The sequence below is a fragment of the Deltaproteobacteria bacterium genome (assembly GCA_016180845.1).
Taxonomy (GTDB): Bacteria; UBA10199; UBA10199; order JACPAL01; family JACPAL01; genus JACPAK01.
Genome location: JACPAK010000003.1, coordinates 55,383 through 74,124 on the forward strand (window position 1 = coordinate 55,383; position 18,742 = coordinate 74,124).

25 protein-coding genes are annotated in these 18,742 nt (G+C 50.7%); 5 read left to right on the plus strand and 20 right to left on the minus strand.

Features of this window, described 5'->3' with window-relative positions; all coding sequences use genetic code 11:
* Positions 1-271: 271 nt before the first annotated feature.
* Together HYT76_06005 and HYT76_06010 are read left to right on the plus strand one after the other, a co-directional pair.
* Entirely contained in the window at positions 272-544 is a 273-nt protein-coding gene (locus HYT76_06005; GenBank protein ID MBI2083105.1) for a type II toxin-antitoxin system prevent-host-death family antitoxin, read from the plus strand.
* Positions 541-939, plus strand: coding sequence for a PIN domain-containing protein (locus tag HYT76_06010; GenBank protein ID MBI2083106.1), 399 nt, complete (start codon positions 541-543; stop codon positions 937-939). Before HYT76_06005 ends, HYT76_06010 begins: the two co-directional genes overlap by 4 nt.
* Here the strand turns inward: HYT76_06010 and HYT76_06015 are convergent.
* The 20 genes from HYT76_06015 to HYT76_06110 form a co-directional block, all read right to left on the minus strand.
* Positions 917-1,741, minus strand: coding sequence for a flagellar biosynthetic protein FliR (locus HYT76_06015; protein ID MBI2083107.1), 825 nt, complete (start codon positions 1,739-1,741; stop codon positions 917-919). The genes HYT76_06010 and HYT76_06015 overlap by 23 nt on opposite strands.
* Positions 1,742-2,008, minus strand: coding sequence for a flagellar biosynthesis protein FliQ (fliQ, locus tag HYT76_06020; GenBank protein ID MBI2083108.1), 267 nt, complete (start codon positions 2,006-2,008; stop codon positions 1,742-1,744).
* A 17-nt stretch (positions 2,009-2,025) separates the two neighbouring features.
* Complete coding sequence (gene sctR / locus HYT76_06025) at positions 2,026-2,808, minus strand: type III secretion system export apparatus subunit SctR (protein MBI2083109.1); 783 nt, start codon at positions 2,806-2,808, stop codon at positions 2,026-2,028.
* Positions 2,792-3,094 (minus strand): flagellar biosynthetic protein FliO, encoded by a 303-nt coding sequence (gene fliO / locus HYT76_06030; GenBank protein MBI2083110.1) that lies wholly within the window; start codon positions 3,092-3,094, stop codon positions 2,792-2,794. The genes sctR and fliO overlap by 17 nt, the downstream gene beginning before the upstream one ends.
* A 3-nt stretch (positions 3,095-3,097) precedes the next feature.
* Positions 3,098-3,478: a FliM/FliN family flagellar motor switch protein gene (locus tag HYT76_06035; GenBank protein ID MBI2083111.1), complete on the minus strand. Its 381-nt coding sequence runs from the start codon at positions 3,476-3,478 to the stop codon at positions 3,098-3,100.
* Positions 3,478-4,386: a flagellar motor switch protein FliM gene (locus HYT76_06040; protein ID MBI2083112.1), complete on the minus strand. Its 909-nt coding sequence runs from the start codon at positions 4,384-4,386 to the stop codon at positions 3,478-3,480. Before HYT76_06040 ends, HYT76_06035 begins: the two co-directional genes overlap by 1 nt.
* 1 nt (position 4,387) lies before the next feature.
* Positions 4,388-5,305 carry a flagellar hook-length control protein FliK gene (locus tag HYT76_06045; protein ID MBI2083113.1) on the minus strand — a complete coding sequence of 306 codons (918 nt, stop codon included), beginning with the start codon at positions 5,303-5,305 and terminating at the stop codon, positions 4,388-4,390.
* 5 nt (positions 5,306-5,310) lie between these two features.
* Positions 5,311-5,889 (minus strand): hypothetical protein, encoded by a 579-nt coding sequence (locus HYT76_06050; GenBank protein ID MBI2083114.1) that lies wholly within the window; start codon positions 5,887-5,889, stop codon positions 5,311-5,313.
* Positions 5,886-7,208 (minus strand): flagellar protein export ATPase FliI, encoded by a 1,323-nt coding sequence (fliI, locus tag HYT76_06055; GenBank protein MBI2083115.1) that lies wholly within the window; start codon positions 7,206-7,208, stop codon positions 5,886-5,888. The genes HYT76_06050 and fliI overlap by 4 nt, the downstream gene beginning before the upstream one ends.
* A 1-nt stretch (position 7,209) precedes the next feature.
* On the minus strand, positions 7,210-7,857 hold the full coding sequence (locus HYT76_06060; protein MBI2083116.1) for a hypothetical protein: 648 nt from the start codon (positions 7,855-7,857) through the stop codon (positions 7,210-7,212).
* Positions 7,857-8,855, minus strand: a complete 999-nt coding sequence (locus HYT76_06065) for a hypothetical protein (protein ID MBI2083117.1) — start codon at positions 8,853-8,855, stop codon at positions 7,857-7,859. Before HYT76_06065 ends, HYT76_06060 begins: the two co-directional genes overlap by 1 nt.
* 12 nt (positions 8,856-8,867) lie before the next feature.
* The gene (locus tag HYT76_06070; GenBank protein ID MBI2083118.1) at positions 8,868-9,326 is read right to left on the minus strand and encodes a hypothetical protein; all 459 of its coding nucleotides are present in this window, start codon (positions 9,324-9,326) and stop codon (positions 8,868-8,870) included.
* Positions 9,326-10,123 (minus strand): sigma-70 family RNA polymerase sigma factor, encoded by a 798-nt coding sequence (locus tag HYT76_06075; GenBank protein ID MBI2083119.1) that lies wholly within the window; start codon positions 10,121-10,123, stop codon positions 9,326-9,328. The genes HYT76_06070 and HYT76_06075 overlap by 1 nt, the downstream gene beginning before the upstream one ends.
* 162 nt (positions 10,124-10,285) lie before the next feature.
* Complete coding sequence (locus HYT76_06080) at positions 10,286-10,570, minus strand: hypothetical protein (protein ID MBI2083120.1); 285 nt, start codon at positions 10,568-10,570, stop codon at positions 10,286-10,288.
* Between the two features lies 1 nt (position 10,571).
* Positions 10,572-10,970, minus strand: a complete 399-nt coding sequence (locus tag HYT76_06085) for a hypothetical protein (protein MBI2083121.1) — start codon at positions 10,968-10,970, stop codon at positions 10,572-10,574.
* 66 nt (positions 10,971-11,036) lie between these two features.
* On the minus strand, positions 11,037-11,987 hold the full coding sequence (locus HYT76_06090; protein ID MBI2083122.1) for a hypothetical protein: 951 nt from the start codon (positions 11,985-11,987) through the stop codon (positions 11,037-11,039).
* Positions 11,980-12,381 carry a hypothetical protein gene (locus tag HYT76_06095; protein ID MBI2083123.1) on the minus strand — a complete coding sequence of 134 codons (402 nt, stop codon included), beginning with the start codon at positions 12,379-12,381 and terminating at the stop codon, positions 11,980-11,982. The genes HYT76_06090 and HYT76_06095 overlap by 8 nt, the downstream gene beginning before the upstream one ends.
* A gap of 36 nt (positions 12,382-12,417) precedes the next feature.
* Positions 12,418-12,960 (minus strand): hypothetical protein, encoded by a 543-nt coding sequence (locus HYT76_06100; GenBank protein MBI2083124.1) that lies wholly within the window; start codon positions 12,958-12,960, stop codon positions 12,418-12,420.
* A gap of 85 nt (positions 12,961-13,045) precedes the next feature.
* Positions 13,046-13,333: a hypothetical protein gene (locus HYT76_06105; protein ID MBI2083125.1), complete on the minus strand. Its 288-nt coding sequence runs from the start codon at positions 13,331-13,333 to the stop codon at positions 13,046-13,048.
* Between the two features lie 54 nt (positions 13,334-13,387).
* Positions 13,388-15,388, minus strand: coding sequence for a PEGA domain-containing protein (locus HYT76_06110; GenBank protein MBI2083126.1), 2,001 nt, complete (start codon positions 15,386-15,388; stop codon positions 13,388-13,390).
* An 85-nt stretch (positions 15,389-15,473) separates the two neighbouring features.
* Between HYT76_06110 and HYT76_06115 the strand changes: the two genes are divergently transcribed.
* From HYT76_06115 to HYT76_06125, 3 genes are read left to right on the plus strand one after another with little or no spacing between them, the layout of a single operon-like run.
* Positions 15,474-16,526, plus strand: coding sequence for a hypothetical protein (locus HYT76_06115; GenBank protein ID MBI2083127.1), 1,053 nt, complete (start codon positions 15,474-15,476; stop codon positions 16,524-16,526).
* Positions 16,526-17,722, plus strand: coding sequence for a tetratricopeptide repeat protein (locus HYT76_06120; protein ID MBI2083128.1), 1,197 nt, complete (start codon positions 16,526-16,528; stop codon positions 17,720-17,722). Before HYT76_06115 ends, HYT76_06120 begins: the two co-directional genes overlap by 1 nt.
* Before the next feature lie 6 nt (positions 17,723-17,728).
* A complete protein-coding gene (locus HYT76_06125; protein ID MBI2083129.1) occupies positions 17,729-18,649 on the plus strand; it encodes an FHA domain-containing protein in 921 nt (306 codons plus the stop codon).
* Positions 18,650-18,742: the final 93 nt, after the last annotated feature.

The window sequence follows — 18,742 nt, forward strand, 5'->3', positions numbered from 1 at the left end:
TGTGTATACTCCTACTCACATTGTAATTATCGGGAGGGGGAGGCCCCCAAGTTGCGGGGGGGGATGGATTTTTTTGTGTTAAATTAGTTAATTAAAATAAGTAGTTAAATACATAACTCCCCTCAAGTATATCCGAGAAAGCAAGATCCCCCTCTTATAATAAGAGGGGGTTAAATCTTCCCCCCTCTCTTAATGTAAGAGAGGGGCGGGGGGTGAGTTATTGTGGCCGACTAACTTGACTAGTCTGACTAGATAATATAGTATTCGCTTCATGGCTCACACCTATTCTATCTACGAGGCGAAGGCGAAACTCTCTGAGGTCTTACGGATGGTAAAGAAGGGACAAGAGACGGTCATTACTGAAAGAGGAACACCGATTGCCAAAGTGGTTCCTTTCAAAGAAAAAACCGCATCGACCCTGGACGAAAGATTAAAAGAACTTGAGGCGCGAGGCCTTGTGCGACGATCCAGAAAATCGGCATCCCTCCCATCACCCATTCCAAGGCCCGGCGCCTTGAAAAGATTTCTTGCGGATCGAGAATGACAAAAATCTACGTCGATTCATCGGTTGTTGTTGCCATGCTTTTTGGTGAAGAGAAGTCTCCAAAATATCGTGAAATCTTTGCCCGGCAGAGTGAGATATTGAGTTCTTATCTTCTTGAAGCAGAGGTCTATGCCTCAGCAAGAAGAGAAAAGATACCTCTCGATAGCGCATCGAAGCTTTTGACTGATGTCACACTCATTGCACCTGGTCGCTCTTTAGAATACGAATATCAAAAAGTTTTCCAGCATGGTTATTGCCGCGGAGGCGATGCGTTTCATCTAGCCATGATGGTCCACATCGATCCTGACTTCTCCAGCCTGGAACTCCTCACAGCCGATCGACAGCAAGAAGAGATCGCCCGAAAGATCGGGATCAAGATTTTCCAAGAAAGTTGATGATCCTCTCCACCTGCGGGATCATCCCGAGACTGAGCTTCTCCATCTGTGAGGCGATCAGGCCGATCCCCAGGAAAACGATCAGGACACCGAGGACACCGCGCACGACGAAGCCTAACTCCCAGACATTGATCGACGGGGCGGTCTTGCTGATCGTCCCGAGGATCACGTCGGCAATGAAGATCGCGATCAGGACGGGGGCGCAAAGCTGCATCGAGAGGATCAAGACAATACCGGTCAACCGGATAAACTCATCGACGAGCGCAACAACATCAGGTTGGGATTTCGGGAGCGTGAGAATCGGAAGAAGTTCATAGCTCTCCACGACTGTCTTGAAAAAGAGGAGATGCCCTCCCGCTACGAGGAAGATGACGATCCCCAGCAGATATTCGAACTGTCCAAAGACCGAGCTCTCTTGACCGAACTGCGGGATCAGCAACCTCGCCTGCGCCGCCCCGCGTTGGTTATCGATCACAAGTCCCGTCGCCTGAAAACCATGAAAGACAATCGATGAGGCGAAACCGATCGCGATCCCGTAAAACGCCTCCTTGAAATAGAGAATCATCATCATGAGAGGCGGGATCGTGGTCTTCGCGGGAAGTGTCGCCGAGATATACGGATACAGAAAAACAAGCAGCGCCAACGCAAGACCGACCTTGACCATCCCCGGCACCGGTTTGCCGGTCAGAAACGGGATCGTCGCCGTGATCATCATGAGTCGGACAAATATAAGACTCGCGACGACAAGGGCAAATCGCCAGTCGATGGTCGGAACGCCGGCGAGTTGGAAAATTTTTTCCATTTATTTAACGTACGTCGGAAATGAATCCATCAAAGCCTGCGCAAAATTAACCAATTGAACCATCGTCCACGGCCCGACCAGGACGAGCGTCACCATGACCGCGACCAATTTCGGCACGAAAGTCAGTGTCTGTTCCTGGATCTGAGTCGTCGCCTGGATCAGGCTGATCGCAAGACCGACCAACAGCGCGGCAACAACCGGGGGAGCGGTCAGGATCAGCGTCAGATAGAGCGCCTGTTTGGTGATTGAGATGACGTAGGATTCCAAACGATCAACCTCCTACCTTATACATACCCCAAAATTATCCCCTTCGCTATAAGGTACCACCCATCCACCAAGACAAACAGCAGCAGCTTAAACGGCAATGACACCGTCACCGGTGAGATCTGGAACATCCCCAAGGCGAGCAGGATATTGGTGATCACGATATCGATCACCAAAAACGGGAGAAAGATGATGAACCCGATCTGGAAAGATTCCGAAAGCTCCGAGATCACAAACGAGGGAACCAGGATCGTAAAATCCTTGTCGGTAACACCCTCCCGATCCTCCGGTTTCCTCATCCTCTTCGCCAGATTATAAAAAAGCTCCTTTTCCTTTGCATGGGCATGCTTGATCAGAAAGGCACGGACCGGTTCGCGCGCCTCCTGAATCCCTTTCACGAGCAGACTCACCGTCACATCGGAGAGGACCGGCTTCGCACTTCCACTCTGGATCGTCCCGCCGGCCACCTTATAAACATCAATCCCGACCGGGACCATAATGTAGATGCTCAAGATCAAGGCAAGGCCGGTGATGATCGTATTCGGCGGGATCTGCTGGGTTCCGAGGGCATTCCGAATCAAGGCGAGGACGACGGCGATCTTCACAAATGATGTCGTCATCATGACGACAAAGGGAACCACGGAGATCCCGACAAGAACAAGCAGAAGGACCAGAGGTCGGGCGATCGCCTGTTCGGTGGACCCACCCAAAAAGGGTGGCGGATTGGTCGCTTGGGCAAAGGCAACGTCGTGGGAAAGCAGCGTGAAGAACAAGAGGGAGGCGATTTTAAATCCCGTTTTCAATTTTTCCCCCCTCTTCTGCCGTCAACTCCTGAATCAGACTTAATGACCCCTCACCAGTCCCCAAAACGAGATAGCGCTCCGCAATTTTTACCAAATAGAGACTCTTTCGCGGCTCCAGGGCGAATCGATCAACAATCCGAACCCAACCATCCTTTGGTCGTCGTCCCCATCGTGCACCGGTACGCGGAAGGACATACCGGATCAAAACAATCGCCAGGGCAAGGACCAGGATCAGTCCCGCAATCATCTTGATAAAGAGCCAGGCGAAGTCTGGTGTACCTTCCATATTTTATTTTATGATTTTCAAAACCCGAACCCCCAATTTTCCGTCAATCTCCACAAGTTCCCCCTTCGCCACCACACGTCCATGTGCAACAAGATCGACCGCCTCATTCGGAACCTTATTCAACTCCACCACCTCTCCAGCCTTGAGCCCCATCAGATCCTTCATCGTCACCCCTTTGCGTCCAAGCACAACAACGATCTGAACAGGGACATCCGAGGCGAGCGACAATGCCTCCTCGCCAAAACTAATCTCCTCCGGCGGATTGGCGGGAGGCTCTTCCTCAGGGACGATCGGCGGGAGGTCTTCATGCAAGTCGGTCGCCTCGTCCTCCGGCAAATCACCCAAGGCATCCAGTTCCGAGAGATAAGGATCTTTTTCCTTCATCAGTTTAGCCTCACATGTAACGTTTCATTGGAATCAATCACTTCACAAGGGTAAGCAGCCTCTTGACCCAATCCAATACGAAGCGTCAACTGCCCCTGAACCTTCCCCTCATGATACTCCGCCGAGGTTTGGTCAAACAGGACGACATCTCCGACATTCAGAGATTCCAGCTCTCGCGCCCTCACAGTGGTTCGTCCGACCTCGGCCCAAAGATCGGTTTTGACAAAACCATAATTCTGAAGCCGTCCTTCCTCATACCGATGATCGGCCTCCGCCATCTCCTTCACCGGTTCTGAAAAGGCCCTCTGGACAAAAGGGGCCGGAAAGATAAAACGACAATAACCAGACCGATCCCCCACCGTGACATTGATCATCAGAATCAGAGAAGATGCCTCCGGTTTCACAAGAGAGGCAAGCTCTTCACTGGAGGAGCGAATTTCATAGAGCCGAAAATGGCTCTTTGCGGATCGATCACACCTTTCATAAAACCGGGCCAAAATTTTGAGGAGCAAATAAGAAAAGACCCCTTGCTCGATTTCGGTTAAGGCACGCAGGAAGGGAGGGACCTCCCCTCCTCCCCCCAGCAACCGATCAATCATCGCAAAGGCCAATTGGGAATCGATCTCAACAAACGCACGTTCCTCCATCGGAGGCAGACCCAAAACCAGAAAAACCCCTTGGGGGGGGAGTTTTTCGAGATACGAACCAGTTGCTTGCGTCGTGATCGTATCGAATTGAAACGAAACATCGGTCCCTAATTCAGTAGTCAAAAGCTCCTGAAGGGAGGGCTGGATTTCATCCCGAAGCAGGGCGGGAGACAAATAGCGGTAGAACGAAGAGGCTAATCCCGTCTCCTCATCTGTCAAATGGGGAAGATTCCCAAAATCAAAGGATTTGATGCTAACCACGCTAAATCATTATAACATTGATCCGCCGAACATCAATTCCTTTTTCGGCAAGAGTCCTTTCGAGATCGGAGCGATGGGCCAGGAAGAGCTCCCGAACCTCTTCGGACGAGGTGAGGAAATTGACCTCCGCCTTGGAATCCTTGACAGAAACCCGGAGACGGAGACCTTTGAAGACCTTTTCGTGCAGAGAGACATCCATCTCCTTCTCCCCATTGGTCTTGGTGAGAATACGAACATACTGAACAATCTGATCCAAAAGTTCCTTCGTAAAAACAGTTGGCGTCTGGGTCTTCTTCGAAAAAATCTCCTGCGTCTTCTTCATGTGGGCCACAAATCCGCTCTGTCCCAGTTCCTGAATCTTCCCTTTCTGAAGGTTTTTGAGATCAGGAGATATCACAAATGATTTAAATTTATTCCCCTGCCAATGGTTGGTCGAGCCATCCTTGCTGCCCCCTTTTCCTTGGCCGTCCCGTTGACGGTCCGAGAGAGGCGACTTCGCGATGACCTTTTGTTCGGCAACCTTCCCCTTCGGCTTTTCACCTTCCCCCTGCGCGTTCTTCGATTTGCGACTGTCAGATTCCCGATCGGCCGAGCGGGTCTTCTTTTCATAATCTTCTCGAAAAGAACGCGGCTGCTGCCTCTCTGAAGACCGGTCTTCATAGGCGATCTGCTCGACCGGTCGATCGTTCGCCTCTTTCACATCCCCCGATGAACTCGCCGAAGTCCCGGTCCCTGTATCCAAAGGACGGCTGTCTTTCATATCCTCCATGATCTTCTGAAAAGGGGCCTTCGTGTTTGTTGAAGAGGTCGAACCTCGTTGCGGCACGAGGAGTCGCCCACCCCGATTCAGGCTTTCCGGCTGAATCCGGGATCTGCTTCGATAACCATCATCAACTTTTGTATATCCGTCGTCTGACATAAATATTAAACCCCAGTTAATTCGCTCGGACCGGCAAAGCCGGATCCTCGCTTTATTCGATGGAGCATACCGCTGCTCCCTCGATCTCCCATCTGTATCCTCCCCTGATGGATGATATTCCCCAACTCATCCATCTCATCTTCTTCTTTCCGTGAAAGGAAGAGTTGAAGCTTTTTCCTCCACAATTCTTTATGTTTCTGCATCACCTTGAGCTCCCTCGCCGCATCGATATATTCGCGTCGGGCACGCTTCACCTGGGTTTCACAATCCAGGATCACCTGCTTCTGTTGCTCAATCTGCTGATCTTTCTGCTTTTCCTCCTCTTCGAGGCGTTTTAAAAAATTGATCCCGAAATTACTCTCCTTCACCTTCGCCTGACCGGTGCAAACATGCTCATGAAGATGCCGCCGAATCTCTTTTCTCTTCCGGATAATTTCCTGCTTCTCCTCTTCAAGCTTCTTAAGCCTCTTCTTCTCTTCCTCCAGACGGGCCATCGCCTTTGCGAGAAGGATCTCGGCCTTTTTCTTGGCCCGCTCCTTGATCTCGAGGAGCGGCTGCAATCGATATTTCAGAGAAATCTTCATGATCCAAAAATCTCCTTCAATTGAGTGATCGTCTCTTCGAAGCCAACAGATTCATCGATCCCCTGTTTCAAAAAGGCATTGACCTCTTCGATCTTTTCGAGCGCATAGTCGACACGGGGATCGGTTCCTGCCTCATAAGCCCCGATCAGAATCAAATCCCGCTCCTTCTCATAGGCCGCCACCACCTCACGAAGCTTGCGGCTCGACTCGCGATGTTCGGGAGTCACAATATTATCCATGACGCGGCTGATGCTTTCTGAAATATCGATCGCCGGATAATGGGAACGGGCCGCCAAATCACGCGACAGAATAATATGCCCATCCAGGATCGCGCGTGTCTCATCGGCCACCGGTTCATTCATGTCATCCCCGGAGACGAGGACCGTGTAAAAGGCGGTGATAGAACCTTTGTCCGAGTTACCGGTCCTTTCGAGAAGCCTCGGAAGCGTCGAAAAAACAGAAGGGGTAAAACCCTGTCTAGCGGGAGGCTCTCCGACCGCCAGTCCAATCTCACGAAGGGCCCGCGCAAAACGGGTGACGGAATCCATCATTAAACAGACTTTTTTGCCTTGATCCCGGAAATATTCGGCGATCGCTGTCGTGACATAGGCCGCCTTCGCTCGAACGAGGGACGGCTGATCCGATGTCGCGACAATCACAACAGACCGTTTCAACCCCTCCTCACGTAAATCCTGTTCAATAAAATCACGGACCTCACGTCCTCGCTCACCCACAAGACCAATCACGTTCACATCGGCATCTGAATTTCTGGCGACCATTCCCATGAGGGTGCTTTTCCCAACACCGGCCGCGGCAAAGATTCCGATTCGTTGCCCTTCACCGACCGTCAACAATCCATCGATCGACTTGACACCCACAGAGATCGGTTCGGTCACCCGCTTCCTTTTCAGGGGATCGGGGGGTTCCTGATGCACCGGATAACTCTCTCCACAGACAAGCGCCCCCTTCTCATCGGTATCAATAGGATCTCCAAGCCCATCGAGGATACGTCCCAAAAGTTCCGGTCCCACCTTCACTTTCAAACAGTCTCCTGTCGGAACCACCTCGCTCCCCGGTGAAATCCCGTCCAACCCGCCCAAAGGCATTAAAAGAACCTCATGTCCTTGAAAACCGACCACCTCAGCCCGAAGCGGCTCTCGCCCATCCGACGGGTGAATGAAACAGAGCTCACCAACTTTCACATTGGGAACCACCGCACGCGCCACAAGACCGATCAGCTCGGTCACACGCCCTTTCATCTGGACCGTCGAGGTTTCAGAAATATTTTTTCGATACTTTGTCAGATTCAAAACAGACATCCTACTCTCCTTCCGAAAGGCCTAACGCCTTTCGAATCGCAGCCCATTGGGTCTCCAACCGGGCATCCACTGTCCCCAACTCCGTTTCCACCAAACATCCACCAGAAACGATCGACGAGTCCTCTTGAATTTTTAGAACCCTGGAAGAATCCGCGAGAGAGGCGAGATTTTTCTCCAACTGCTTTTTATCAGCCGGATGGACTCTCACCACCACACGGTCTCCGACCGCCTTATCCAGGGCATCCCGTACGATATCAATAATCGCCCCCTTTTCGAGTTCACGGACAACAATTTTCTTCGCGATCTCCATCACCATCTGGATCAGCTCAGTCTCCTGACCTGCCAAAATCCTCTCACGTTCCACTTCTGCCTGAACAATCCGCTCCGTTAACCCGGAAAATCCCTCCTGTCGTCCTTCCTCGAATCCACGAATTTTTTCCAGCTTCTTCTCCTCAATCGCCTCGATCAAAGCTCTCTCGGCCCGCTTTCGGATAATTTCGGCCTCTTCCCGGGCCCTCTGAATAATATTTCGGGCCTCTTCCCTCGCCTGGATCAATTCACCGGGAATGATCGCCCCTAAAGAGGAGAGATCGACCAGATCCGGCTCAAAAACGTGGAGATTCCTATTCCCTTTAATAATATTCGACATCAGAGACCCTCCCCGCGAAACAGATCGGTTGTCTCGACCTCTTTTTCATCTTTCCACTGGGGATGAACGCGCCCCTGTTTGGCCAAGGTTGCCAGACGACTCAAGATCTGCCTCTGGGCCTTCTCATCTCCCTTTTCCTTCTTCACCTTCTTCTCATGAAGAATTCTCTTCAGGCGATACCCCTCGGCCAAAGGAAGCTTCAGGTAACACCCCTCGACCCAAAAGAGCTGGGTCGAATCAATCGCCTTCGCCAATACGGAGAAGCCGATATCAACAAAAAAACTCTCTGAGGGGATCTGCCCCAACTCAAGGGAGAGAAGATGCTTCTGGGACTCACGTCTCGCCTGATCGGAAACGGACTTCATCGCCGACAATCGCTCTTTAATTTCCTGCGCATCCTGCAAAGGACATCGTGCCAAAAAGGCCCGAACGATCCGCGAATCGAGCCCCTGAAACGCCTTGCAGATCTCCTCCATCCCGACATCTTTTAAAAGGGCTCTCAGTCCTTCTCCTTTTAATGTTGCCAAGTGCTCAAAAGAAAAATTTTGACCACTTTGGAAATAAGGACTTTTTCCAAAACGTTTTTCGATCAGATGGCGCACCACCCCTAAAACTTCCGGTGAAATCTTCACCATCGTTTTGGGAAGACGACGTCTTTCAATGCTCGTTAATCGTTCCAAAATTTTTTCGGACTTTTCTGCTGTTAAAAATTGGATCAGCAGGCTGAAAAGTCGCGGGGATTCGTTTCGAAAACGTTCCACAAACCAGTCAGGATGAATCTCTTCAAAGGCAAAATGCCGAGCCAGTCGGCTCAAATTCAAGACACGTTCCTTCAGCGATCGAAGATCCTCCCCCTGAAGATGACGGTTTGCCATCCGACCCAGACGCTTTTCCTCCTCCGGCGCTGCAAAAGAAAAAAGCTGCTTCCCCTTTTCTCCTTCGGCACCCACACAGAGGGCCACAAGCATCTCCTGTCGTATTTGATCCTTCTCCATCATCGTCTTACCTCATTAAATCTGAATATTCAGGAGCGAGTTTCTCGCCCGATCCGCACTGGAGACAATCTGACCTGTCAAATCAACTTCCTGAACAATCTGATAAACCCCCGCCTGAATCGCCAAAAGTTCCTGCGGTGAAAACGACCCCCCGCTCGTGACCATCTCGATCATCTGATCCATCTGAAGCGCGCTGCGGTTGACTTCATTTAAGAGATGGAGGGGATCAGTCCTCTGTCCTTCGAGTCCAACCTGTGAAGGGTCCAGTGAGATTTGATCCGCAGACATGACCTTCATCGAAGGCGATTTGTTCTCAAGACCAAGCGCCTGCTCAATCATCTTCGTATCATCGGTCTGGCTCAGCTGGCCTTCCAGAATCTTGTTAAAATCAGAATTGGCCGCCCCTCCGGCAGGCCCCCCTGACTCTTTTGGAAGCGCTAGCTCACCCATCAATTTGCCAATCGCCGGGTCCATTAAACCTCCTTCGCTTTCACAATCTCATCGAAACGGTTCCCTCGCGTCTTGGAATGAATCTTCTTGAAAAGAACCTCCAGCGCCCTTGCATGCAACCTTGAGGTCCATGACTTCGAAAGCCCCAGCATCGCTCCGGCCTCCTCGAGCGTTTTGTTTTGAAAATAATAAAGCTTGATCAGTTTTCGTTCCTTATCCGGCAGGGACTCGATCGCTTCCTTCATCGACTGTTTGATCTGCTGGAATTCTGCGGATTGCTCGATGTTCTTGCTTTTATGATCAACCAGTTCGGGGGAATCTTCCGCCGCATCCAGAGAGATCACGTAAATCGAGGCAAGAGAGTTCACCGTATCATAGAGCTCGGCCATCTCATCCTCGACCAGACGCGCAGCAGCCCCCTGACGTTCGGACATGTACTGGAGGTATTCGTTACTCGCCTGTTCAAACTTGATCTTTGCGTAGAGGGCCCGTGGGATCCATCCTGTTTTTCTTAAGCCGTCGTAAATAGCCCCTTTGATACGGTAGTAAGAGAAGGTCTTAAAATCGACATTCATTGTGGGATCAAACTTTTCCGCTGCCTCAATAAGCCCAAGCCGTGCGTTACACATGACATCATCAAAATCGACCGCTGACGAAAGGGTTTGCATGACCCGACCGGCGATCGAAGTCGCATAGGGGAGATACTGCTCAACAATTTTGTTTCTCTTCTGGATTTCCTTTTGTTCCTTCGAGGTCAGATCTGACGGTTTTGTGACCACTCTGTTCGTCTTCGCCCTACGAGAAAGAAGTTTCAGGACCATAGAGTTCTCCTTCACAAAGAGTAAGCTTGCAGGACCTGTGCCAAACGGATGTTCCGGTCTTATAGAAAATCTCTTATTTTTTCAAATGGTTATATGAGGGCTTTGGCGTGAGCCAGAAAAAGGCTCTAATTTTGGGGGGTTCTGTCTCCAGAGTTGAGGTGACTAGCCGTTTCTGACGAGATTACGTAACCTCTCCAACATCGGATCGGGACAATCCCCCATCACCTCACAGAGGAGATCATCCAAGGCCTGCCGAATCTCAGCAGTTTTATAAATATCCAGATTATGGGTATTGCGAGAGACCCCCTGACGAATCGCCTGAAGGGTCGCTGCCGAAGAAGAAGGATCAACCGTAGAGGCTGCCTCCGCTGGACGAGCCGCCTTCTTCGGATCCAACGAAACCACATTGCCGGTATTCACACCGTCTGTCCGGTTTTTGATTATCATTTTATCTCACCTGTCCTATCATATCATTTGTCGCCGCCTGACGATTCACCATCACATCCATCGGATCACCTACCGCCGGAGAACCTACCGCCCCCATCGATGGCCCCCCAGCAGGGGTCGTCACGCCAGGGAAATAAATCGACGGCATCTCTTTCGAGTTCGGCTCAGCGCTCTTCATGCCATCCCGATAACCACCATATTGCCCAAGCCCATAGGCGGTAGCCCCCACCAACGCGGCTGGGGGAAAGAAAAAAGAAGAGGCAAAACCAACAGGAGCGGCCAAGGCCCCAAAAGAACGCAGGAAACGGCCAAATTTCGACCCCCTGCGAGGGGACTCCGGGGGCTCACTGATCCTCGCCTCAAACTTGATTCGATTCGCGTCTACCTTGTTAAAATTCATATAAAACCTCTAACACTTATATTATCGGGCACAGGTAGGGGTTAAGTTGCTCCACCTGGAGAGATTTTACCCACCCCTACGTCCAACATCAAACGTCCCCTCAGTCCCTCCCCCTTCTCCACCACCGAGGAGTTGTTGTTCGCCACCACCGACAGGAACCCCCTCAATTGGGGTCCCTGTCTGAAATCGAACACGGAGTCTGTTAAATCGAACCACCATAATCAGAAGGACCGCTGAGACCACCATAAGGAGGAGCAAGAGTCCGATAAAAAATAGCTTGAGACGACCGATCGACCCCTCTTCCACCTTCATCCCGGCCAACTCGACAAAGTCAGCCCCCTCTTCCACAGGAGACGGGACAGAAACTGCTGGCGGAACACCTGTTGAAGGGGGGAGAAGGGTCGATGTTGAAGAAGGCGCAATAGTGGTCCCTCCTGTTCTCGAGATAATCACCGCAACATCATTGGGATTGAGCTTCGGCACAGAATTAGCGACAAACCTCTGAACCTTTCCCTCAGTGAGAGAAAGATCATCACCCGATCGTGATCGAATCACCACAGAGGCGGTTGGCCTCTTTTCAGCAGATTCAAACTCTGCAAACTCATCCTCATCGGGAACATTTAAAACCACATCGGCATCGACCACGCCCGGTATCTTCTCAAGAGAGTTGATAATCTCACCCTTTAACGCCAGCAGAAACCTCGCCTTTTGCTCATCAGGGGTCGGGATCAACCCCTTCTCCTTATAAACCCCGGAGAGTCCAAGCTCTTTTCTTTTCGGAAAACTATTGGCGATCAAGATCCTGCGAGCATCGGGGAGATCCAATTTCGGAACAACAACGACCCAGGAAACCTCTTGGCCGGAGACCTCTTTTCGTTTCTCAGCCTCAATCGTGTTCTGGTGCAGCAGATTGATGATCTCATCAGCCTCGATCTCTGTGAGGTCGTGATGCAGATCCGCCTTCTGACAGCCAGCCATCAGTGCAAGCACCAAAAGAACAAGAAAATATTTACGCATGGGATTCTTTTGTCGGCGGAACGAAGCCATTTTTGACCGCCTCCATTAAGGAACGTGCAAACTCACCTGCCGTCCCGGAAGGATCGAGAAGAGAGGCCTTTTCCAATTCTTTAATCCCTTCGGATTTTTTGCCTTTAAACAGAAGCGCCTCCCCCAAATAAGCGCGTGCAAAGGAGCTGTCCCCTTTTAGCGCCAACGCCTTTTTATAAAAGGCGACTGCCCGTTCAAATTGTTTGGTGGCAAAAAAAACAGTCCCTAAAGCTACGAGCGGAATCTCACTCGCCGGAGACAAAACAGAAATCCCCTCAAACACTTCGCGCGCCTCATCGAAGCGTCCCATTCCCATGTAGACGTACCCTGCCTCCATGAGAAGGACCAAGTCCTGGCGTTCCATAGGGACCACGTGTTATCCCCCTTATTATCCCCTCGGTTACATTCCTCTCATGTTCTGGATCAGATTGTGAAGCGTCCGATCTCGACTCTGGAGCATGTTGGAAACCATCGTAAACTGACGGCTCTGCTGTTGTACCTGCGCCTGAAGAACCAACATATTGAGAGAGTCTGAATGCATTTTATTAAGAATATAATCCTTTTCTAAAAAATCTTGACTCGCGTTTTCAAATGGAACGGCACCGGCCCCTGCTGCCGCTGTGGATGCGGGCGCGGTCCCTCCCGTATAAGCGGGAGTCGCCGCTCCGGCGTCAAAGGGATTGGTTGTCGCAACACCTAAAGCAGCCCCTGCTCCGAGGCTCCCCATGTAGGGAGAGTTATATGGAGCGCTTGCCCCCGAAAGACCGGTCATCGCTGCCTGAGTCACAGCGGCGTGTCGGGTATCCCCTCCACCCTGAACCGTCCCCTCGGCACCTGCCGGGGCCATCGCCCCCATAAAAACAGAAAAATCCTGCGCCCCTGACGCTGTCTTTACCGTCTTTCCTGATGTCCGAAACGCATTTGGGTCAATTGCCGTTACCATAATTTCTCCTATTAACCTCGGCCTTTGTTCATTACCCTTTCACTAAGATTATCGGACCAACCACCCTGCTGAGTTTCGTCCCACCTCACTTTTTATCCTGGGGCGCTGAATTCCCATTTTTTTCCATTATCTCATATTTCTTCTTTAATAGCTCCCTCAAAAGGTCCATGACCCTTTCGATCGCCTTCATCCCCTTGCGGGCATCGGAGGCCTTCTTTAACCCCTTCATTTTACTCATTTTTTCTAATGCCTGGAAGGTGGCCATGAAATTCTTATTCACGCGGTTAAAATCCTCGGTTTCCAACAGCTTGGTGATTTCTGGGTATCGGGCTTCAGGAATGGGAGGTTTTGGATCCGCTTTTAGCTTGGGCATCTTTTTGATTTCTATCAGAAAATTGAGAATTGGACAAACAAAATAAATAACTCCTTACTCTGCCTGTTGCAGCTTCACCACCACGGGGCGAAACTCAGCGATACCCAGACTTAACTTCACCTCAGTGGGGAGAAAGCCCCCCTTCTTCACCTCCACCCTATAGCTCCCAACGCTAAGGTCATGAAGGATGAGAGGAGTCACCTGGGGAATCTCTTTCCCATTCACAAAGACGATCGCCCCCACAGGATCTGAAGTCACATAAATGACAGATTTGAGCGGTGAGATCTGTTGAAACAAGGTCCCGGCATCGGAACGTAGCACAGGATCCTCAGCCGAGATCAGGACATCGATCAAGAGCTGCAACGCCTTTACCGGATTGGCCTGATGATGGGCGGCACTCGCAAGACCAAGACGACCATGAAGTTTTAATCCAGGATGCTCCATCGCTCGATTGAAATAGCTCTCCGCCTCCAGATAAGACTTCTGCCAGAGATAACAAACACCAATAAGGTAAGAGATCTCGGCCGACTCCCGTGGTGAGGGGCTCTTTTTATAAGTCTCGATCAGAAGCGATTGCGCCTCGGCATGGCGGTTATTGCGAATCAATTCAGAGGCTCGATTAATCATCTCTCCTGCCTCAGAGGTTTTCATATTAATCTCAGCGACAAATGGGGTATTGATCTCCATCTTCATCATTTGAGAATAATCAAAAAATCCTTCTTTGCGGAGCAGAAGACGATGCTCTCCCAAAGGAAAAGTCCCTGAATAGGGGGTTGTCCCGACTTCTTTGTCATCCACAAGAACCTGAGCCCCCGAAGGAACTGAAGCGATCTGGACAGGGAAAAATTTGAGGTCTTCTTCCCGAATCTCGACCGTGTAGTTCGTTTGATCTGCCTTCAGGGAAAATTCCCTTCGATAAATCACTTCATCGACAAACGTCTGCGATCCCTCGAGCTGTCGGCTTTCACGAAGCTCCAGGATGAAACGCCCATACGGGATGTAGATCGGTTTTCCAAAAATGATTTCTGCAAACTTGATCGGTTTTGCCCGATAGGGGTCAGTCTCAAAATACCCCTCGAGGTAAAGCTGCGCATTCCGAGGGAGATAGTAGACCTTGAAGAGACCGACCTTCGGTCGAAAGGCGACAGGGATCACCTCAACACCTGGCGTCAACTGGAGTTTAATCTTCTCCTCGACCACCTGGTCCAGTTCAGGGAGCTGAAACAGCGCCCTGATTTCATATTCACGCCCCTCTTCTAATTTTGTTGAAACACGGACAGGGGTCTCGCCAACTTCTTCGGAACCAAAAAAGACCTTGGCGGGGATCGGTTCTGAAGAAAATTCCAAAAAAACCGGCCGATGCTGGGAGGCAACCGTCTTCGGGACCTCCTCTTCGGTAGGAGAGAGGACCTCTCCAACATCGTCAACCAATTCCTCTTGTGCCGGAGGCCTCTTCTTCCTTTCACCTGACGATTTTTTCGGTTTCAGGAGTTGATAGACCTCAAAACCAACAACGACCAGAAAAATCGCCAACACGCCAAAAAGAAGGGGGCGGAGAAACCGTCGGAACCCCCTGGATTTCGGAACCTCATCAGCCAAAGGCGCTTCCTCTCCCTGAGACTCAAAATCCTGCCTCGCCTCGGGCTCAGGAGGAGCCGCTTCTTTCTCAGGAGATGGAGGGGCTTCCTCCTCAGCGACCGGCGACTCCGGTTTCGTCAAATAACGTAACAGGTAAGAACCAACCCTGATCTGTGTGTTATGGGCAAGCGGATAAGATTCATCCGGGTTTAAGAGCTGTCCGCCTATTTTGGTTCCATTGCGACTCCCCTGATCGGCAACTGTCGCCTCATTCCCCTTGATTTCAATCATGACATGACGACGGGAGACACTGGTGTCATCGAGAACAATGTCGTTCTCCGACAACCGGCCTAGATAATTTTTTCCATTTCGAAGCGGATATTTTCCCCCACCAGAAGTTGGTCCCGAAATAATTTCAAGACAGGGGTACTGTTCCTGGGAGAGGTTCGCTTCTGTATGTTCTTCTTCTGTTGCCATCTCCGGTAGAACCTATATAGATCTCCGGCATAAAAGCGCAAGGAAATCCCTTGGGGTTACCCCGCGCGTGTGATAGAAAGTCTGCATGAAAAAAAACATCCTTCTTCTTTTATCACTCCTCTACCCCCTCTCGCTGGGGGCCTCTCCTTGTTGGAAAGCGAGTTTTGATTGGAATGAAAAAAAAGAGGCTCGAGAGCACCGATTGGCCCTTCTTCCTTTTGAAAATGAATCGGCCCTCCGAAACGACGAATGGCTTCAAAACCTCTTCCCCTCTGTTCTCTATGATTATCTGAACTTGAGCCGGAAGACCGAGCCTGTTTTTCTGCATGCGGCACCGGAATCAGCACTTTTCAATCCAACCGAGGCGCTGAAGGTCGCCCGCGAGGCAAAGGCCGACTTTTTGATCCTCGGTCAGTTCTCCCGAACAGGACCAATCCTTCAGGTCACAACGCGTCTTCTTCAGGTCTCTGACGGAACAGAGGCGGGTCGCTTCAATGGAAAAGTTGAATTTCCGGGCACCCGCACGATGAATGATTTTTTGGTCGAGATCGCTGATCAGGCCTCACGGAAATTCAAGGCGATCGGTCTTTCCACAAAAAAACTGACCCCTTACCGCAACGAAACCATTTCTTCAGAGGCCCTTCGGTTCTACGTCCTCGGCTCACTCGCGCTTCACCGAGGGACAAAAGGCTCTGTCCTCGAGGCGATTCGCCGCTTCGAGGAATCGGTCCGTCAGGATTATAACTACGTCCCGGCCTACCTGGGACTTTCGCTAGCACTTGCGCGACAAGGTTTTATTGAAACGACGGAGGGGTATCCCTCCTGGAGACCTTATGTTCGTGCCCGCCGTGAATTGGAAAAGGGAAGACTCCTGCACAGGCCAAAAGCGGAACAAAAGGAAAAAGAAGTCGAACCCTACCTTGAGGCTGAGACCTATTATAAACTTGCCGAGAGTTATGCGAAGGAAGGAAAGACGGACAGGGCGATCAAGGAACTGAAGAAGCTTGTCAAAATACTCCCCGGCGATTTCGCCAGTCGGGAACGGCTTGTCGATCTGCTGAAACAAACAGGACAAACCGCAAAAATTCAGGAGCAGGAAGAAGCGGTTAACCAGTTAACCCGTTGCGAGGGGGAATGATGAAAAAAACAATCCTAATCGTTTGTGCCCTTATCTTCTTATTGCCTTCATGTGCCTTGGCTAAAAAGAAAAGATATATCCCGCTCGATCTGGCGGTTTATCACAACAACGAAGGGGTCAAGTACCTCGCCAAAAACGATTTTGAGAAGGCACTTTGGGAATTCAAGACAGCGGCAGAACTCGATTCAAAATATGCAGAACCACACAGCAATCTCGGAATTGTTTACAAGTATCGTAATCAATACGACAAGGCGATAGAGGAATTTCGAATTGCGATCGAGATCGATCCGAAATGGGCAACCCCCTATAACCATATGGGGGCGGTTCTCATGTCACTTGGAAAACCGGATGCCGCTGTTGTTCAATTCAAGAAAGCGACCCGAAAGGACAAAAAATTTGCCGATGCCTATTACAATCTGGGGCTTGCCTATCTCGACCTCGCTGAAAAAGGGACACATTCGAGCCGGAATACACGTCGTGCGATTCGGGCGCTTCAAAAATCGACTCAAATCGATCCGCGGCTTTACAACGCCCATATTGATCTTGCCGATACCTACCGCGGAATTGCCGATTGGGAGAAGGCGATCCTGCGATACCGGCTTGCGATCGAAACCAAACCGGACGACCCCACCCCCTGGCAAAAGTTGGGCGATCTCTATTTGGAGAAGGGAGACCCTGACAAGGCAGAGGAATGTTTCGTGAATGCGCGTCGTCTCGCCCCACAATCTTCCGAATCCCTGCTGGCCCTCGGGGAGAGTTATATCCGCCAACAGAGATATGGAGATGCCTTGGTAACGTTCAGGCAGATTTTGGTCTTCGACCCAAAAAATGCGAAGGCTCACTTCGATATGGGATACGCCTACGGTCTCCAGGGGAATCATGAAGATGCGATTGAGTCGTATAAGAGGGCTATTGAGATCGATCCAGATTTTACGAAGGCCTATTACAATCTCGGCACCACCTATCTGGCGACAGAGAATTTTTCAGAGGCGGAACAGTTCTTCAAAGAGGCGATCCGGATCGATCCTCGTCACGGACCGAGTCTTTATGACCTTGGCCATCTCTACGATCAGACAGGGAATAAAAAAGAAGCGGCACGTTATTTCTGTCAGTTTGTGAAGGCGGCGGGGAAGGAGTTCCCGGACGAGGCGAGACTTGCAAAGGGAAAAATCAAACAGCTCGGGGGCTGTCCCTAGTGAATCATGCAGATTAGACCCCTCATTACCGTCAAAGATCGAAGCGGTGGACAAAAAGGCCGTTACAAGATGGACCAGGATCATATCCTGATCGGCAGAGACAGGTCCTGTTTCGTTCTGCTGGAGAGTCGTACCGTCTCACGAAGACATGCCGAGATCCTTCGAGACGGAGACCAGTTTTTTCTGAAAGATCTGAAAAGCGGAAATCGAACCCTTTTGAATGAGGTCCCTCTCGAGCCCGAGGAAAAAACACTCCTCCATAATGGAGATCTGATCCGGGTTGGTCAGTACGACCTTCGCTTCGCCCTCCCTTCTTCGACAGAAGACGATATTTACGAAAAGACAGACAGCGACATTATTGAAATCAAGATGGTCAAGAAGCTCCTCAAGGCACTCGATCGGGAAAATGCCCCGTCCCTCGAGGTAGTGGAAGGACCCGGAGCCGGCAAACGTTTCATCCTGGAAGGGAAAAGTCAGGAGATCATTGTCGGTCGCGATCCTTCGTGTGAATTTCGAATCGATTCCGATGTCATCTCCCGAAAACATGCACGACTGATCCGAAAATGGGATGCCGTCCAAATCGAAGACCTCGGAAGTCGAAATGGGATCTACGTCGGAAAAAAAAGGATCCGACGGACGGTCCTCCGCGATGGCGACCGCGTGCATTTGGGAACTATCGTTTTGATGTTTCGAAATCCGCAGGAGGTGGCGGTCGAGCTGAGTCCTCCTGAAATCCCTGCTAAAGAAGAAAAAAAAGAAAAACCGAAAGAGGAAAAACGTCCGAAACCTGAAGCGACTCCCGAAACACCGGTCGAAATGCCAATCAAAAAAAGGGGTTGGGCCATCTCCGCCTCAGAAATCCTGATTGCGCTGATTGGCCTTGTCATTCTGTCTATCGCGATCTGGGGGATTTTCAAGATTCTCTAATTGTAACATACTGAATTAATTAATCTTTTTAGGTTAATATTTGGGGGGGCCAGAGGCAACTGCAGGGGGCTCTCCTGCCGATAATAATCACAT

What these genes read in the sequence shown, in the direction of transcription:
- HYT76_06005 (MBI2083105.1), top strand. Translation starts at nt 272, where the DNA reads ATGGCTCACACCTATTCTATCTACGAGGCGAAGGCGAAACTCTCTGAG.
- HYT76_06010 (MBI2083106.1), top strand. Translation starts at nt 541, where the DNA reads ATGACAAAAATCTACGTCGATTCATCGGTTGTTGTTGCCATGCTTTTT.
- HYT76_06015 (MBI2083107.1), bottom strand. Translation starts at nt 1,741, where the DNA reads ATGGAAAAAATTTTCCAACTCGCCGGCGTTCCGACCATCGACTGGCGA.
- fliO (MBI2083110.1), bottom strand. Translation starts at nt 3,094, where the DNA reads ATGGAAGGTACACCAGACTTCGCCTGGCTCTTTATCAAGATGATTGCG.
- HYT76_06035 (MBI2083111.1), bottom strand. Translation starts at nt 3,478, where the DNA reads ATGAAGGAAAAAGATCCTTATCTCTCGGAACTGGATGCCTTGGGTGAT.
- HYT76_06045 (MBI2083113.1), bottom strand. Translation starts at nt 5,305, where the DNA reads ATGTCAGACGACGGATATACAAAAGTTGATGATGGTTATCGAAGCAGA.
- HYT76_06050 (MBI2083114.1), bottom strand. Translation starts at nt 5,889, where the DNA reads ATGAAGATTTCTCTGAAATATCGATTGCAGCCGCTCCTCGAGATCAAG.
- fliI (MBI2083115.1), bottom strand. Translation starts at nt 7,208, where the DNA reads ATGTCTGTTTTGAATCTGACAAAGTATCGAAAAAATATTTCTGAAACC.
- HYT76_06060 (MBI2083116.1), bottom strand. Translation starts at nt 7,857, where the DNA reads ATGTCGAATATTATTAAAGGGAATAGGAATCTCCACGTTTTTGAGCCG.
- HYT76_06065 (MBI2083117.1), bottom strand. Translation starts at nt 8,855, where the DNA reads ATGATGGAGAAGGATCAAATACGACAGGAGATGCTTGTGGCCCTCTGT.
- HYT76_06070 (MBI2083118.1), bottom strand. Translation starts at nt 9,326, where the DNA reads ATGGACCCGGCGATTGGCAAATTGATGGGTGAGCTAGCGCTTCCAAAA.
- HYT76_06075 (MBI2083119.1), bottom strand. Translation starts at nt 10,123, where the DNA reads ATGGTCCTGAAACTTCTTTCTCGTAGGGCGAAGACGAACAGAGTGGTC.
- HYT76_06080 (MBI2083120.1), bottom strand. Translation starts at nt 10,570, where the DNA reads ATGATAATCAAAAACCGGACAGACGGTGTGAATACCGGCAATGTGGTT.
- HYT76_06085 (MBI2083121.1), bottom strand. Translation starts at nt 10,970, where the DNA reads ATGAATTTTAACAAGGTAGACGCGAATCGAATCAAGTTTGAGGCGAGG.
- HYT76_06090 (MBI2083122.1), bottom strand. Translation starts at nt 11,987, where the DNA reads ATGCGTAAATATTTTCTTGTTCTTTTGGTGCTTGCACTGATGGCTGGC.
- HYT76_06095 (MBI2083123.1), bottom strand. Translation starts at nt 12,381, where the DNA reads ATGGAACGCCAGGACTTGGTCCTTCTCATGGAGGCAGGGTACGTCTAC.
- HYT76_06100 (MBI2083124.1), bottom strand. Translation starts at nt 12,960, where the DNA reads ATGGTAACGGCAATTGACCCAAATGCGTTTCGGACATCAGGAAAGACG.
- HYT76_06105 (MBI2083125.1), bottom strand. Translation starts at nt 13,333, where the DNA reads ATGCCCAAGCTAAAAGCGGATCCAAAACCTCCCATTCCTGAAGCCCGA.
- HYT76_06110 (MBI2083126.1), bottom strand. Translation starts at nt 15,388, where the DNA reads ATGGCAACAGAAGAAGAACATACAGAAGCGAACCTCTCCCAGGAACAG.
- HYT76_06115 (MBI2083127.1), top strand. Translation starts at nt 15,474, where the DNA reads ATGAAAAAAAACATCCTTCTTCTTTTATCACTCCTCTACCCCCTCTCG.
- HYT76_06120 (MBI2083128.1), top strand. Translation starts at nt 16,526, where the DNA reads ATGAAAAAAACAATCCTAATCGTTTGTGCCCTTATCTTCTTATTGCCT.
- HYT76_06125 (MBI2083129.1), top strand. Translation starts at nt 17,729, where the DNA reads ATGCAGATTAGACCCCTCATTACCGTCAAAGATCGAAGCGGTGGACAA.